Annotated in this window: 15 protein-coding genes; 6 read left to right on the top strand and 9 right to left on the bottom strand. The window is 70.5% G+C overall.

Annotation, left to right across the window (positions count from 1 at the left end):
* The first annotated feature begins 86 nt into the window (after positions 1 to 86).
* The 6 genes from AC07O3_RS05305 (at position 87) to AC07O3_RS05280 (ending at position 4800) form a co-directional block, all read left to right on the top strand.
* Entirely contained in the window at positions 87 to 554 is a 468-nt protein-coding gene (locus tag AC07O3_RS05305; RefSeq protein ID WP_093057760.1) for a Spy/CpxP family protein refolding chaperone, read from the top strand.
* 31 nt (positions 555 to 585) lie between these two features.
* Complete coding sequence (locus tag AC07O3_RS05300; RefSeq protein WP_307617344.1) at positions 586 to 1044, top strand: DUF4260 domain-containing protein; 459 nt, start codon at positions 586 to 588, stop codon at positions 1042 to 1044.
* Positions 1038 to 1427 carry a hypothetical protein gene (locus tag AC07O3_RS05295; protein WP_093079069.1) on the top strand — a complete coding sequence of 130 codons (390 nt, stop codon included), beginning with the start codon at positions 1038 to 1040 and terminating at the stop codon, positions 1425 to 1427. The genes AC07O3_RS05300 and AC07O3_RS05295 overlap by 7 nt, the downstream gene beginning before the upstream one ends.
* Positions 1428 to 1477: 50 nt before the next feature.
* Entirely contained in the window at positions 1478 to 2173 is a 696-nt protein-coding gene (locus AC07O3_RS05290) for a response regulator transcription factor (RefSeq protein WP_495338774.1), read from the top strand.
* Positions 2174 to 2264: 91 nt separating this feature from the next.
* A complete protein-coding gene (locus AC07O3_RS05285) occupies positions 2265 to 3647 on the top strand; it encodes a HAMP domain-containing sensor histidine kinase (RefSeq protein ID WP_093057756.1) in 1383 nt (460 codons plus the stop codon).
* A gap of 109 nt (positions 3648 to 3756) precedes the next feature.
* Positions 3757 to 4800 (top strand): NADP-dependent oxidoreductase, encoded by a 1044-nt coding sequence (locus tag AC07O3_RS05280; RefSeq protein WP_495338773.1) that lies wholly within the window; start codon positions 3757 to 3759, stop codon positions 4798 to 4800.
* Between the two features lie 24 nt (positions 4801 to 4824).
* Here AC07O3_RS05280 and AC07O3_RS05275 read toward each other — a convergent pair whose 3' ends face one another.
* From AC07O3_RS05275 to AC07O3_RS05235, 9 genes are all read right to left on the bottom strand, one after another.
* On the bottom strand, positions 4825 to 5142 hold the full coding sequence (locus AC07O3_RS05275; RefSeq protein ID WP_093057754.1) for a hypothetical protein: 318 nt from the start codon (positions 5140 to 5142) through the stop codon (positions 4825 to 4827).
* Between the two features lie 86 nt (positions 5143 to 5228).
* Complete coding sequence (locus tag AC07O3_RS05270) at positions 5229 to 6077, bottom strand: DMT family transporter (protein WP_495338772.1); 849 nt, start codon at positions 6075 to 6077, stop codon at positions 5229 to 5231.
* Positions 6078 to 6161: 84 nt separating this feature from the next.
* Positions 6162 to 6869 (bottom strand): helix-turn-helix domain-containing protein, encoded by a 708-nt coding sequence (locus tag AC07O3_RS05265; protein ID WP_495338771.1) that lies wholly within the window; start codon positions 6867 to 6869, stop codon positions 6162 to 6164.
* Between the two features lie 50 nt (positions 6870 to 6919).
* Positions 6920 to 7471 (bottom strand): hypothetical protein, encoded by a 552-nt coding sequence (locus AC07O3_RS05260; RefSeq protein WP_495338770.1) that lies wholly within the window; start codon positions 7469 to 7471, stop codon positions 6920 to 6922.
* A gap of 43 nt (positions 7472 to 7514) precedes the next feature.
* Positions 7515 to 8678, bottom strand: a complete 1164-nt coding sequence (locus tag AC07O3_RS05255; protein ID WP_495338769.1) for an SLC13 family permease — start codon at positions 8676 to 8678, stop codon at positions 7515 to 7517.
* Complete coding sequence (locus AC07O3_RS05250) at positions 8675 to 9934, bottom strand: MFS transporter (RefSeq protein ID WP_495338768.1); 1260 nt, start codon at positions 9932 to 9934, stop codon at positions 8675 to 8677. Before AC07O3_RS05250 ends, AC07O3_RS05255 begins: the two co-directional genes overlap by 4 nt.
* A gap of 19 nt (positions 9935 to 9953) precedes the next feature.
* The gene (locus AC07O3_RS05245) at positions 9954 to 10751 is read right to left on the bottom strand and encodes a hypothetical protein (protein ID WP_495338767.1); all 798 of its coding nucleotides are present in this window, start codon (positions 10749 to 10751) and stop codon (positions 9954 to 9956) included.
* A gap of 151 nt (positions 10752 to 10902) precedes the next feature.
* Positions 10903 to 12264 carry a sigma-54-dependent transcriptional regulator gene (locus AC07O3_RS05240; RefSeq protein WP_495338766.1) on the bottom strand — a complete coding sequence of 454 codons (1362 nt, stop codon included), beginning with the start codon at positions 12262 to 12264 and terminating at the stop codon, positions 10903 to 10905.
* Positions 12249 to 13709: a sensor histidine kinase gene (locus AC07O3_RS05235; protein ID WP_495338765.1), complete on the bottom strand. Its 1461-nt coding sequence runs from the start codon at positions 13707 to 13709 to the stop codon at positions 12249 to 12251. Before AC07O3_RS05235 ends, AC07O3_RS05240 begins: the two co-directional genes overlap by 16 nt.
* Between the last annotated feature and the right edge of the window lie 4 nt (positions 13710 to 13713).

Below are 13713 nucleotides of genomic sequence, written 5' to 3'. Positions count from 1 at the left end.
ACACGCCGCAACCGCAGCGAGAGGACTTGGCCCGGTGCAGATCGCACCATGGAGCTTCCTCCTCACAGACAACACAAGGAATCACCATGAAGTACTGGATCAAACGAACTCTCTTCGGTTTTGCGGGCGCCGCGATGGTTGCCGGCAGCATCGCCGGCTGTGCCGGTCAACGGCACGGCTGGGGCGGTGGCGACAGCGCCGAGTTCCGCGCGAAGATGATCGAGCGCGTGGGCAGCAAGCTCGAACTCGACGCCAACCAGAAGCAGAAGCTCACCGTGCTGGCCGAGAAGCTGCAGGCGCAGCGCGAAGCGATGCGTGGCGCCGGCGGCTCGGGCGATCCGCGCTCGCAGTTCAAGGCGCTGTTCGCGGGCAACAAGCTCGACCAGGCCGGCGCCACGCGCCTGGTCGAAGAGAAGACCGCCGCAGTGCGCAACGGCAGCCCCGAGATCATTGCCGCCGCTGCCGACTTCTACGACAACCTGAATGCCGCGCAGCAGCAGAAGGTGCGCGACTTCATGGACCGAGGTGGGCGCCGCTGGAGCCATCGTGGATAGGCTCCACTCAACCCCAGGCTTCGCGCACTTCGTGTCGCTCCGCCTTCCCCCTCTCCGGGGGCGACAGCAGTGGACCGGCGAAGCCGGTTCCACGGTATCTCCCGAACAGGCAGCGGCAGCCGGCGGGGTGCGTGCGCTGCTGCGGGTCGAAGGCGCGGTGGTGCTCGGCGTGGCACTCGCTGCCTATGCCCAGTTCGGCGCGGGCTGGGGCGTGTTCGCGCTCTGGCTCCTCGCGCCCGATCTCTCGCTGCTGGGCTACCTCGCGGGGCCGCGCGTGGGGGCGGCTCTTTACAACGCGGCGCATTCGTACGTCGGTCCGGTGCTGCTGCTGGCGCTCGGCGTGCTTGCGGCCATGCCGTGGGCGGTGGCCGGCAGCCTGATCTGGCTGGTCCACATCGGCTTCGATCGCGCGCTCGGCTACGGGCTCAAGTACGCGGCGGGCTTTGCCGCCACGCACCTGGGCCGCATCGGAAAGGCCGATCCATGGTGAGCGAACGCGGCACAGTCCCCGTCATGCGCCCGCAGGCCGCGCGCGCATGGATGCTGACCGAGGCGCTCGCGCTCGGCCTCGCATCGATGGTGCACGCCGGCCGCATCGTGCCGGGCTATGCGCATGGGCACGCCCGCATCGCCGAAGCGGTGATCGCCACCGTGCTGGTGCTCGCCACGGTCGAGACCTGGCTGCGCCCAGAGGACGCGCGCCGCGCCGCCATCTTCGGCCAGGGCTTCGCGTTGCTGGGCACGCTGGTCGGGCTCGGCACCATCGTGGCGGGCATCGGTCCGCGCACCGTGCCCGACGTGGTCTACCACGCGCTTTTGCTCTCACTCCTCGTGACGGGCCTGACCTGGGCGGTGCGATGCCGGCAGGTTTGATGGTCAGCGAGGTCATCCGCCATTTCCTTGCCAGGAGGCACAATCCCGCCATGCCGCGCATCCTGCTGATCGACGACGACGAACACCTCGCCGCGCCGCTGACCACCTACTTCGCACGCTTCGGCTGCACGCTCGAGAGCGCCGTGCGCCCGAGCGAAGGTCTCGCCAAGCTGCGCGCCGGCACCTACGACGCGGCCATCCTCGACGTCATGCTGCCCGAGATGGACGGCTTCGCGCTGTGCCGCGAGATCCGCAAGGAAAGCGACATTCCCATCGTCATGCTCACTGCCCGCGGCGAAGTGATGGACCGCGTGGTCGGCCTCGAGCTCGGCGCCGACGACTACGTGCCCAAGCCCTTCGAGCCGCGCGAGTTGGTGGCGCGCGTGCAGACCATCCTGCGCCGCCAGCGCAGCGTGCCGCAGGCGATGATCAACGGCACGCAGCACCGCGTGTTCGACGGCCTGTCGATCGACCTCGACCGGCGCCAGGTGCTGCGCCATGGCGAGCGCGTGGAGCTCACGGGCACCGAGTTCGAACTGCTGGCGCTGCTGGCCGCCGAACCCGGCAAGGTGTTCAGCCGCGACGACATCCTCAACCGCCTGCGCGGTCACGAGGCCGAGCTCTATACCCGCGCGGTCGACATCGTGGTGAGCCGCCTGCGCAAGAAGCTCGAGCCGCTGGACTGCATCAAGACGCTGCGCAACGCCGGCTACGCGCTGGCCGTGGCACGAAGCGAACCTGCATGAGCGCAGCGCCGGGCCGCCCCAAGCAAGCTCGCACCGCAGCGCGAAGCGCGAAGGTATTTCAATGAGTCTCGGCCGTCGGGAATCCCGCAGGATGAGGTGGCGCGGCGAGGAGTGCCGCGACGAGCAATCGCGTGAGGACTGGCATGCGAAGTGGCATGCGCGCTGGAACGAGAAGGTGCAGGGCAAGCGCCGCTGGCGCCGCTCGCTGCGCGTGCGGCTGGTGCTGATGTTCGTGGTGCTGGCCATGGTGATGGCGGCGGTGTTCATGGGCGGCATGAAGAAGGCCTTTTCCACCGGCTGGGCCGAAGCCGCCAAGCCGATGCTGACCGACTACGCCGACCGCTTGGTCTCGGAGATCGGCACGCCGCCCGACGTGGCGCGCGCACAGGCGCTGGTGGCCCGGCTGCCCATCACCATCCGCATCGTCGGCCCCAAGGTCAACTGGGATTCCAACCCCGGTGGAGCGAACAGCCCCGGCGGCTGGATGCACGACCGCGAAGACGTGTTCGGGGGTGACAAGTGGTTCATCCGCCCCACCGCAGACGGCCACCGCGTGATCTTCGGCTGGGCGCCCAAGCTCTGGCAACTGGCGCCGCGCGCCACCGGCTGGGCCACGCTCGGCGTGCTGCTGTCGTGCGTGCTGCTGGGCTATGCCTACGTGAGCCGGTTGCTGCGGCCGTTGATCGACATTCGCGAAGGCGCGCAGCGCTTCGGCCGTGGCGAGTTCACGCAGCCCATTCCGGTGCGCCGCAACGACGACCTCGGCGACCTTGCCGAACGCATCAACACCATGGCCGACGACATCCAGGCCATGCTCGACGCCAAGCGCGGTCTGCTGCTCGCCCTGAGCCACGAACTGCGCTCGCCGCTCACGCGCGCCCGGCTCAATGCCGAGCTGCTGCCGATCACGCCCGAAGGCCAGGCCGAGCGCGAGGCGCTGCTGCGCGACCTCAACGAGATGCGCGACCTCATCAGCGACCTGCTCGAAAGCGAACGCCTCGCGAGCCCGCATGTGGCGCTGCAGCGCGAACCGGTCGACCTGGCGGCGCTGATCCGCGAGATCGTGGCCGAGATGCCCGGTGCGCAGAACGTGCACCTCGACCTGGCCGAAGGCCTGCCGCCGCATGCCGTCGATCGCATGCGCATCCGCCTGCTGGTGCGCAACCTGCTGGACAACGCCCTGCGCTACAGCGCCGACGCGCCGCGGCCGCCGTGCGTGTCGCTGCGCGCGGTGCTCGACGGCAGGAAGCAGGGCATCGAGATCGAGGTGCGCGACCACGGCCCCGGCGTGGACGACGAACAGCTCGAACGGCTGACCGAGCCCTTCTACCGCACCGACGGCGCACGGGCGCGCGCCACCGGCGGCGTCGGCCTCGGCATGTACCTGTGCCGGCTGATCGCCGAGGCGCACGGCGGCGAGCTGACGGTGCGCAACGCCGGGCCGGGGCTGCAGATCATCGTCAGGCTGGCCTGAGGCAAGGCGGCCCGGCGGGCGCTGTCACCTGCGCTACCAGCCCGCCCGCAGGCCACGGCTACGATGCGCCTCCGTGCCAGCGTCCGGCATTCAAGGTCAAGGAGACACCATGAGCAGCTCACTCACCAACCACCAGGTTCGCCTCGCCAAACGCCCCGAGGGCACGGCCACCCGCGAAAACTGGAAATTCACCACCGAACCCGTCGGCGAGCTGGCCGAGGGCGGCGTGCTGGTTAAGACACTGTCTCTGTCGCTCGACCCCGCCATGCGCGGCTGGCTCAACGACGCCAAGAGCTACATCCCGCCCGTGGGCATCGACGAAGTGATGCGCGCCGGCGGCGTCGGCCGCGTCATTGCCTCGAAGAACCCGCAGTTCGCTGTGGGCGACACCGTCTACGGCACGCTGGGCGTGCAGGAATACATCCTGATCCCCGAGGACCAGGTCAAGCGCAACGGCCTGGTCAAGATCGACCTGCGCGTGGGCACCATCACTCAGTGGCTCAACGTGCTGGGCATGCCCGGCATGACCGGCTACTTCGGCCTGATGGACGTGGGCATGCCCAAGGCGGGCGAGACGGTGGTGGTTTCCGGCGCGGCCGGCGCCGTGGGCCAGACCGTGGGCCAGCTGGCCAAGATCAAGGGCTGCCGCGTGGTCGGCATCGCCGGCGGCGCCGCCAAGTGCGACTGGGTGGTGAAGGAGCTGGGCTTCGACGCCTGCATCGACTACAAGGCCGGCGCAGGCGCGGTGCGCGAAGGCCTCAAGACCCACTGCCCGAAGGGCGTGGACATCTACTTCGACAACGTCGGCGGCGAGATCCTCGACATGGTGCTGGCGCGGCTCGCGCGCAAGGCCCGCATCATCATCTGCGGCGCCATCAGCCAGTACAACAACGCCAACAGCATGCCCGCGGCCGGCCCCAAGAACTACCTGAGCCTGCTGGTGAATCGCGCGCGCATGGAAGGCATCGTGGTGTTCGACTACGCCGACCGCTATCACATCGCCATCGCCGAGATGGCCGGCTACCTGAAAGACGGGCGCATGAAGAGCAAGGAAGACATCGTGAAGGGCCTGGACACCTTCCCCGAGTCGCTCAACAAGCTCTTTGCCGGAGAAAACTTCGGCAAGCTGGTGCTGCAGGTGGCGCAAGCCTGAAAAAGAAGAAGAAAAAGCGCTTCTTCAGCTTTCGTCGGGGCGCATGGGAATGTCGCCCATCGCCTCGTCTTCGCGAAGGCCCCGCGCGGCCTTCAGCAGCTCGATCGACATGCCGTCGCCGTGGCCTGCAAAACCCCTGGCGATGCCTTCGAGCACTGTCGACAGGCCGGTGTCGCCGTCGCCGCGCGCGTCCATGCTGATGTTGAGCACCCGGGCCGCCATCTGGCGGTAGGTGACGGCGCCCGCGCCCTCCAGCGCGGCCACCAGGTCGAGGTACAGCGCCAGGTTCAGGTCGAACACCAGCTTGGGCGTGATCTCGAAATCCCTGTTCTTGTCGTCCATGTGGGTTGGCTCCTTTATTCCTGAGCCTCCACTCTAGCCAGAAAAGAAGACGCCGAGCCGTCGGATACAGCCTGATTCTGCGCAAGTCAGCGCGCGCGCGTGCCCATGACCGCCGCCGAGACGATGAGCCAGGCCGCCACGGCGATGGTCCAGGTGAGCGGCCGGCCGGTGACGAGCAGCAGCAGCGCGGTCGAGCCCAGCGGCGTGAGGTAGCTCAGGATGCCGATCTGCCGCGCGTCGCCGCGCTTGAGCGCGATGTCCCACACGAAGAAAGCCGCGCCCAGCGGGCCGAGGCCGCAGAGCACGAGCAGCAGCCAGTCCCGGCCCGACAGCGCCACCGAGGGCTCGAGCACGGCGTGGCAGGCCAGCGAGAGCACACCCGAGACCAGCCCGAACAGGCCGATCGCCGAGGTCGGGAAGGCCGCCACGCGCTTCGTCCAGAGCGAATAGCTCGCCCAGACGAAGGCCGAGCCCAGCGCCGGCACGAAGCCCCAGTACTCCTGCGCTCCCGTTGCCGCCGCGCCGCCGCCGCGCGCGCCGAGGATCGCGATCGCCGCGCCCGCGAACCCCAGCAGGGCAGCCACCACGTGCAGCGGCCGCAGCGACATGCCCGGCAGCAGCACCGGCGCCAGCACCACCATGAGCAGCGGCCACAGGTAGTTGACGAGGTTGGCTTCGACCGGCGGCGCATGCCGCAGCGCGATGAACAGCAGGAAGTGAAAGCCGAACAGCCCGTGGATGCCCAGCGCCAGCGTGCGCGGCGGCACCCGCCAGGCCGAGCGGTCGCGCAGCGCCAGCGGCCAGCTCGGCACGCTGCCGATGATCAGCGCAAGGCCGGTCAGGAGAAATGGCGGCAGATGCGACAGCGCAGTGCCGAGCGAGGCGAGCGTGGCCCAGAGCGCGATGGCCAGCAGGGCGTAGACGGTGGACGACATGGGCCGCAAGGCTAAGCGACGCGGTCGTCGCGCAATGACGGTCCGTCGTCGCGCAACGACGGTCTTGCGCCGGGGAGGGCGCAGTTAGCGGCGCAGTGCGGCTGTGAGTGCGGAGGGCGACCGGTAGCCCGTGCGCCGCGCCGTCTCAGCCACGCTCATGCCGCCCAGCCGCAGCTCACGCGCATGCGCCAGCCGCAGCGAGCGCAGCCAGTGCATCGCGCTCACGCCCTGCTCGTCGCGGCAGCGCTGCGCGAACTGGCTCGGGCTCAGGCAGGCGACATCGGCCAGGTCGGCCACGCTCAACGGCTCGTGCCAGCGGGCCCGGGCCCAGTCGGCGAGCAGGGGCCAGTCGATACGACGCCGGCGCGAATCGGCAGATGCCGGCGCCGGGCTCCAGGCCTCCAGCAACAGCGCGGGGCCATGCTGCAATGCCAGGGCCGAGGCCTGTGGCTGCTTCATGCATTGCGCCAGGTAGCGCGCCAGCGCGTGCAGTTGCGGCGAATCGGGCGGTGCGCGCTCGGCGCAGCGGGCCCATGCCGGTTGCGTGGTGTCGAGCACCAGGCACAGGCTGCCGTGCTTGCGCGCGCTGAAGTCGTGCCGGTCGCCTGGGGCGACCACCTGCGCCTCGCCCACGCCGATGCCGGCGCCCCGGCCTTCCACTTCGATCTCCAGCACGCCGTCGAGGCCGATCAGCACCTGGAAGTGGTCGTGCGCATGGCTGCCATGCGAGTGGCCGTAGTCGCGCAGGGCGAGTTCATGGTGGGGCGACGGGGAGGAACCGAGGACAGGCATGGGCTGTCATGGATTGTCCGCGCAGCGCCCCGGCAATGCCACAGGCAGCATCAGCTTCCGTCGACGTCCTGCAGCGCCTGCCTGTTGACCCGCACCGCTTCGACCACGCGCCCCTGGCCCGTCGCCAGCGGCTGTGAGCGGCCCTCGGCCCGCACCTTGTCGCCGACCTTCAGCGCCAGCCGCGCGAGGCCGTCGGGCTTTGTGTGGACGAAGTCGCCGGTGTCCAGCACCACGCCGTTGGCCTGTCCGTGGCGCGCGTAGTTGAAGCGGACTACCGTGCCGTCGATGCGTTCACCGGCGTCCACCTGCCGCGGCGCCTTGCCGTCGACCGAGGCCAGCCGCTCGAAGCGGTAGACCGTGTGTTCGGTTTCGCCTTTGGGCGAGGGGTCTTGTTCGATGCCCTCGATCACCAGCGCCTGGCCGGCCTGCAGGCCGGCAAACGCGGGCGCAGCGCATTCGTCGTGGCGATCGAACACGAACTGCGAGGGCACGCCGTCGGTGTCGATCAGCACGCCTTCGATGTGGCCCTTGGGGCTGTAGACCAGGTGCTGGAAGCGGCCTTCGACCGACCAGACGTCGAGGGTGTCATCAGGATGTGGCATGGAATGTCCTTTTTCGAGTGTGGTTGTGAAACGGAAAACGCGATCAACCGAGCCGCAGCAGCACCGCCGATGCCGCGCACACGATCAGAAAGGGAATGCCGATGCGATGGAACTCGCGCAACCCGTGCGGCACCTTGGCCAGCCGCAGCGCGATGAGATTGGCCAGCGAGCCCAGCACGCAGCCGAAGCCGCCCACGCTCACGCCCGCCGCCAGCGCGGGCAGGTCGTGCACGTAGCGGTCCAGCAGGATGGTGGCCGGCACGTTGCTGATGAACTGCGAGGTGACGATGGCCGCAAGATACGCACGCCAGCCCTCGGCAATCGGCCACTGGCCCACCAGCGAAGCCACGGCCGGCAGCTCGGCCAGCTGTCGCAGGTCGACGAACATCAGCGCGATGATCGCCAGCAGCGCCCAGTCGACGCCCAGCAGCACGCGGCGCTGGAACAGCAGGTAGGCGACGAACACCACCGCCAGGCCAGCCAGCAGCCAGTGCCGGTCGAGCGCGACGACGAAACCCACGAACAGCACGCCCGACAGCGCCAGCAGCCTCGGCTGCACCGGTGAGGCCTCGGCCGCCGGCTTGAGCGCGATGGCCGTGCGCGGCACCAGCAGCCACACGGCCACGAACAGCCAGAACAGCATGACGAGCACGGTGGGCGCCATCATCAGCATGAAGCCACCGAAGCTCTCCCCGGTGCGGTGCCACAGATACAGGTTCTGCGGGTTGCCGATGGGCGTGAGCGCGGAGCCCGCGTTCACCGCCAGGGCCTGGAGCACCACCAGCCGCGCCAGCGGCAGGTGCGCCTGCGTGGCCAGCACGCGCGTCAGAGGTACCAGCAGGAACAGGCTCACGTCGTTGGTGACCAGTGCCGACAGCACGGCGGCCGTGGCGGTGAGCAGCAGCGCCAGATGGCGCAGATTGGTGGTGCGCGCCAGCAGCCGCTGGGCGGCCGACTGCAGCATGCCGCTCTTTTCCACGCCCTGCGTGATGGCGAGCAGCCCGGCCAGGGCCCCCACGGTCTGCCAGTCGATCAGCTTGAGCCAGTCCATCGGCGCGCGCGGGCGCACGAAGGCGAACAGCACCGCCACCGCCACCAGCACCCAGAGCAGGCCGTTTCCGCCGCCTTCGTGGGTTGCGGGAGCGTCGGCCCCGGAAGCGGCGGACGAGGAGGAAGATGCCAGGGTCGGCACGGTGTCTTTGGTCATGGAGCTGCGGTGGTCAGTGCGGAGGCGGCCGGCGCGTTCGCCATCGAACGGCGCCGGTCGCGAGTTTCCGGCATTGCGAGCGCAAACAGCGTCAGCGCAGCGGCCGCGATGCCCGCCAGCATCACGAAGGCCGTGCCATAGCCGGCCAGGTGCGCGACCGTGCCCGCCACCAGGTTGCTGAGCGCCGCGCCAAGCCCCACGCAGGCCGCGCCGATGCCCAGCGCGAAGTTGAAGTGCCCGCTGCCGCGCGTGATGTCGCCGATCATCAAGGTCAGCATCACGCCGAAGATGCCCGCGCCGATGCCGTCCAGCACTTGCAGCGACAGCAGTGCGGCCGGGCTGTCGGCCAGCAGGTACAGCAGCCCACGCACCGGCAGCACCGCGAAGCCGGCCAGGAAGATGGGCTTGCGCGCCAGCCGCGGCGCCCAGCGCCCGGCTGCCAGGGCAATCGGAATGGTGACCAGCTGCGTGACGATCACACCGCCCGACAGCCACAGCGTGGCCGAGGTGCCGGCCTGCGTGCCGACCTTCTGCGCCACCAGCGTGAGCATGGCGGCGTTGGCCAGGTGGAACAGGAAGGCGCAGACCAGCAGCACGATGAAACGGCGGTCGTACCAGCGTGCGGTGGAACGTGGCGTGTCGGCTTCGTGATCGGCATCGGCGCCGCGCGCCAGCCGTGGATCGACGTCGCGCTTGCGGATCAGCATGGCCGCCGCGATGGTCGGCAGCGCCATCGCCACCGCGTAGAAGAACATGGCATGCGGCCCGAACGCATGGCCCACCCAGCCGGTGCCCAGCGCCCACAGCACCGTGCCGGCCGCTGTGATCGCGGCGTTGCGGCCGACGCGCGCATCCAGCCCGGCGCGGCCCACCATGCCCAGGCTGACGGCCGCGATGGCCGGCGCCACCAGCGTGCCCGCTGCGCCGATGAGCGACTGGCCCGCCAGGATCACGCCGTAGCCCGGCCAGTTCGCCATGACCACCAGGCACACCGCGATGAGCGAAATGGCGCCCGCGATCCAGCGCGGCTTGTGCCGCGCGCTGTCGATCAGCGCACCGGCCGGCGCCTGCACCAGCAGCCCCACCAGCGCCGAGACGAACATCACGGTGCCGATGCGCTGCGGGTCCCAGGCCAGCGTGCCGGCCATGAAGACGATCAGGAACGGGCCGACGCCGCCCTGGATGTCGGGCGCGAAGAAGGCCAGTGCGTCGAGTGCGCGCAGGCTGCGGCGCGAAGGTGCGGCGGAGGAGGTCATGGCAGGCTGGACTGGAAGATCAGGATGCCGGCATCGGGGCCGGTGGCGCCATCAGCGGAGCGTATGGCGCGGGGCCGGCGCCCCTCGGGCCGCGGGGGCCGCCGGGGCCTCGGTGCGCAGGCACCAGCCCCGGGCCGCCGAACACCTCGCGCACCGTGTCCGCGGTCGGACCCATGCTGGTGGCCTCCAACGCCGTGCCCTGTGCGCCGCGCGTGCCCCAGCCGCGCGCATGGAACTGGGCGCCGGGCTGCAGTTGCGCGCCGTACATCGCGCCGATGTGCGGCGGAAAGCGCACGGTGGTCTTGTCCGCGAGAAGCACGCCGTGCACGTCGCCACGATCGGTGTACAGCAGGCGATCGATGCGCCCGCCCGCCGACAGGGCAACGAGCGCGCCCGGCTCGCGCGGCGGCGGGGCCATGCCGGGCACCGACGGCTCGTCGGTCACGCTGCGGCCGTTGGCGGCGAGCGACTGCATGCGCACCACCGGCACGCCGGGCGCGCGCCAGCCGCTGACCTGCACCGTATCGCCGGGCCTGAGTACCTGCATCACCGCGACCGAGAGGTGCGGCGGAAAGGCGACCTGCGTGCCGTCGGCCAGCAGCAGCCCGTCGGCCTCGCCGTTCGGGTTGAGCAGCCATTGCTGCACGCGGCCGCTGGCGACCGTGCCCGCTGTCGGCACGGCGTGTGGCAGTGGCGCGGTGGCGCCGGGCCGCTGCGGGGGGATCGGTCCGCCCGGTGGTGGGGGCGGCATCTGGGCGAAGGCGGCGCTGCCGGCCAGCAGGCAGGCGGCGGCGATGAAGGTGATACGGGGTGTCATGGTCAGCTCCTTGTGTGGATGGATGCCCAAGGACATCTCACACAACGTGCCAGCGCATGAATCCTTTGAAATCAACGACTTGCGTGTGTCCGGCGGCTTGCTGCCGCATGATCCGGAGACACCGGGTGTCCGGTTTGCGGACACCTGCGGCTCATTCGAGCCCGTACTGCGCCAGCTTGCGATACAGCAGCTGCCGGTGAATGCCCAGCCGGCGTGCCGTTTCGGCGCGGTTGCCCTGCGTCTGCGCGAGCGCGTGCGCGATCAGCAGGCGCTCGAGCCTTTCGACGGCGGCTGGCAGTTCGCCCTCGAGCCAGTCGGCGGGCAGCGTGGCGGGGGCTTCGCCGGGAGCCGCGGCACCGAGCGCGAGGTCCAGGTCCGCGCCGCCGATCACGCGGTGCCGCACCAGCGCCTGGCAGCGCTCCATCACGTTGCGCAGCTCCCGCACGTTGCCCGGCCACGGGTGGCTCAGCAGCCGCTGCGCCGCCTCGGCCGACAGCGCCTTGGGCACGGCATCGGGCGCACCCTGCAAGGCGGCGCGGCGCAGGAAGTGCTCCGCCAGCGGAATGATGTCGGCCAGTCGCTCGCGCAGCGGCGGCATGCGGATCGACAGCACGTCGAGCCGGTACAGCAGGTCTTCCCGGAAGCGTCCTTCGCGCACGGCGGCGGCCAGGTCGCGGTGCGTGGCAGCGACCACGCGCACGTCGACCTTCACCGTCTTGTGGCTGCCCAGCGGCGTGACTTCGCCCTCCTGCAGCGCGCGCAATATCTTGGCCTGCACGTCCAGCGCCATGTCGCCGATCTCGTCGAGCAGCAGCACGCCGCCGTCGGCCGCTCGAAAGCACCCGGGCCGCTCGCCGGTGGCACCGGTGAAGGCGCCGCGCACGTGGCCGAAGAGCTCGCTCTCGAGCAGTTCCTTCGGAATGGCCGAGCAGTTGACGGCCACGAAAGGGCGTTCGGCGCGGGCCGAGTAGCGGTGCAAGGCGCGCGCCACCATTTCCTTGCCGGTGCCCGTCTCGCCGAGCACCAGCACCGGCATCGCGTTGGCGGCGGCCAGGCCGATGCGCTTGTGCACCTCGCGCATCGCCTGGCTCGGGCCGATCAGGTCGGTGTCGTCGTCCCCGGTGTTGCTGGCCGATGGCGAGGCTGCCGTGTGCCGCTGCAGCGCGCGTTCCAGCACCTCGCGCACCGCCTCGCGGCTGATCGGCTTGGCCAGGTGGTCGAAGGCACCCAGCCGCATCGCCTCGATGGTGTTGCCCGCGCTCGAGAACGCGGTGAGCACGATCACCGGCGGCAGCCGCGCCATGCGCGCCTGCAGGGCCGCAAGCGTCTGCAGGCCATCCATGCCGGGCATGCGGTGGTCGAGGAACACGGCGTCGAAGCGCTCGCGCGACAGCGTCTCGATGGCCTCGTTGCCGCTGGCGACGGCGACCGTCTCGTGGCCCAGGCCCTGCAGCGTTTCGGCCAGCGTGTCGCGAAACGCGTTGTCGTCGTCGACGATCAGGAGGTGCGCCATGGAAGTTCCAGTTCGAAGCGGGTGCCCGATGTCAGCGGCACGTGATGCAAGTCACCGCCGTGCGCCAGCGCCACCTCGCGCGCCAGCGCCAGGCCCAGCCCGGTGCCGTCGGCGCGGCCGGTGGCGAAGGGCTCGAACAGGCTGGCCTGCAGCGATTCGGGCACGCCGGGGCCGTCGTCGTCCACGCGGATGGCCAGCGTGCGCGCATCGGGCTGCAGGGCCGAGAGCACGACGTGGCCGCCGCGCGGCGCATGGCGCACCGCGTTGTCGAGCAGGTTGTCGATCGCGCGCGCCAGGTGCACCGGGTCGAACACGGCGCCGGCGGGCGTGTCGTGCTGCAGCGTGACCTGCACGCCGGCGGCATCGGCCTTCGGCGCCACGGCGGCAACACGCTCGTCGAGCCAGCGGTGCAGCTCCACTTTTACCGGAGCCAGCGTCACCGGCTGCACGAGCGCAAGAAGGCTCTGCACCAGCCCGTCGAGCCGGTCGATCTGCCCGACGATCACGCGCAGTGCCTCGCCCTGCTTCTCGGGCGTGGCGGCCAGCGCGTTCTCGGCCTTCAGCCGCATGGTGGCGATGGGGTTGCGGATCTCGTGCGCGATGCCGCCCGTCATGCGGCCCAGCGCGGCCAGGCGCTGGTCGCGGCTGCGCTGCTGGGCGGCCGCGCGCAGGTGGGCGCGGGCCTCCTCGAAGCGCTGGCGGTAGTGGTTGAAGCCGTCGACGATGCGGTCGAGCTCGCGCACGCCGGTGCGAGGCAGCTCCGGCATGGCACCGCCGTCGGCATCGGCCTGCGCCAGCCGGTTTTCCAGGCGTTGCACGTGGCGCAGTCCGCGCAGCAGGATGAAGCCCAGCCACAGGCCCGAAGCCAGTACCAGCAGCAGCAACACGCCCAGCCCGGTGCGCAGGCTGTCCTGCGCAGCCAGCGCACCGCCGTTGGTGCGGGTCATGGTCCAGGCCGCCAGGTCGTTGCCCGGCGCCGCCAGCGGACAGGCCGCGACGATCAGCGCCTCGCGGCTGCCGCGCACCACGTCGGTCTGCGGCTGTTGCGTGCGGGCCGCAAGCTGCGCCATTTCGGCGATCAGCGGCTGCTCGGCGGCAGGCACGTCGCGCTTCACGCCGCTGCCTTCGTAGGTGGGGTAGGCGTAGGCCAGCTGGCCGCCGCTGGCCTGCCACACGCCGCCTTCGACGTGCGGCGCCTCGACCAGCACCAGCTGCAGCAGCACTTGCAGCAGGTCGACCTGGGGTTGTGCGGGGGCGGGCGCGGTGGCCGACCTGGCATAGCGCGCGGCGATGGCCCGGCATGACTGCTCGGTGGCCGTGCGCCCCGCCGCCACCTGCGCCCCCGCACTGCTGCGGTACAGCGTCAGCATCACCACGGCCAGCGCGGCGCACATGCCGAACAACAGCACCCAGAAGAACAGCAACTGACCGCGCAGGGATTTCATCTGG

Source organism: Variovorax sp. GW821-FHT09D05 (assembly GCF_059416325.1).
This window is presented reverse-complemented; position numbering and strand designations above follow the sequence as displayed.

Coding starts and splice junctions, on each gene's coding strand:
- AC07O3_RS05275 (WP_093057754.1), bottom strand. CDS start 5,142: ATGGACGACAAGAACAGGGATTTCGAGATCACGCCCAAGCTGGTGTTC.
- AC07O3_RS05235 (WP_495338765.1), bottom strand. CDS start 13,709: ATGAAATCCCTGCGCGGTCAGTTGCTGTTCTTCTGGGTGCTGTTGTTC.
- AC07O3_RS05250 (WP_495338768.1), bottom strand. CDS start 9,934: ATGACCTCCTCCGCCGCACCTTCGCGCCGCAGCCTGCGCGCACTCGAC.
- AC07O3_RS05305 (WP_093057760.1), top strand. CDS start 87: ATGAAGTACTGGATCAAACGAACTCTCTTCGGTTTTGCGGGCGCCGCG.
- AC07O3_RS05255 (WP_495338769.1), bottom strand. CDS start 8,678: ATGACCAAAGACACCGTGCCGACCCTGGCATCTTCCTCCTCGTCCGCC.
- AC07O3_RS05260 (WP_495338770.1), bottom strand. CDS start 7,471: ATGCCACATCCTGATGACACCCTCGACGTCTGGTCGGTCGAAGGCCGC.
- AC07O3_RS05240 (WP_495338766.1), bottom strand. CDS start 12,264: ATGGCGCACCTCCTGATCGTCGACGACGACAACGCGTTTCGCGACACG.
- AC07O3_RS05265 (WP_495338771.1), bottom strand. CDS start 6,869: ATGCCTGTCCTCGGTTCCTCCCCGTCGCCCCACCATGAACTCGCCCTG.
- AC07O3_RS05280 (WP_495338773.1), top strand. CDS start 3,757: ATGAGCAGCTCACTCACCAACCACCAGGTTCGCCTCGCCAAACGCCCC.
- AC07O3_RS05270 (WP_495338772.1), bottom strand. CDS start 6,077: ATGTCGTCCACCGTCTACGCCCTGCTGGCCATCGCGCTCTGGGCCACG.
- AC07O3_RS05290 (WP_495338774.1), top strand. CDS start 1,478: ATGCCGCGCATCCTGCTGATCGACGACGACGAACACCTCGCCGCGCCG.
- AC07O3_RS05285 (WP_093057756.1), top strand. CDS start 2,265: ATGAGGTGGCGCGGCGAGGAGTGCCGCGACGAGCAATCGCGTGAGGAC.
- AC07O3_RS05245 (WP_495338767.1), bottom strand. CDS start 10,751: ATGACACCCCGTATCACCTTCATCGCCGCCGCCTGCCTGCTGGCCGGC.
- AC07O3_RS05295 (WP_093079069.1), top strand. CDS start 1,038: ATGGTGAGCGAACGCGGCACAGTCCCCGTCATGCGCCCGCAGGCCGCG.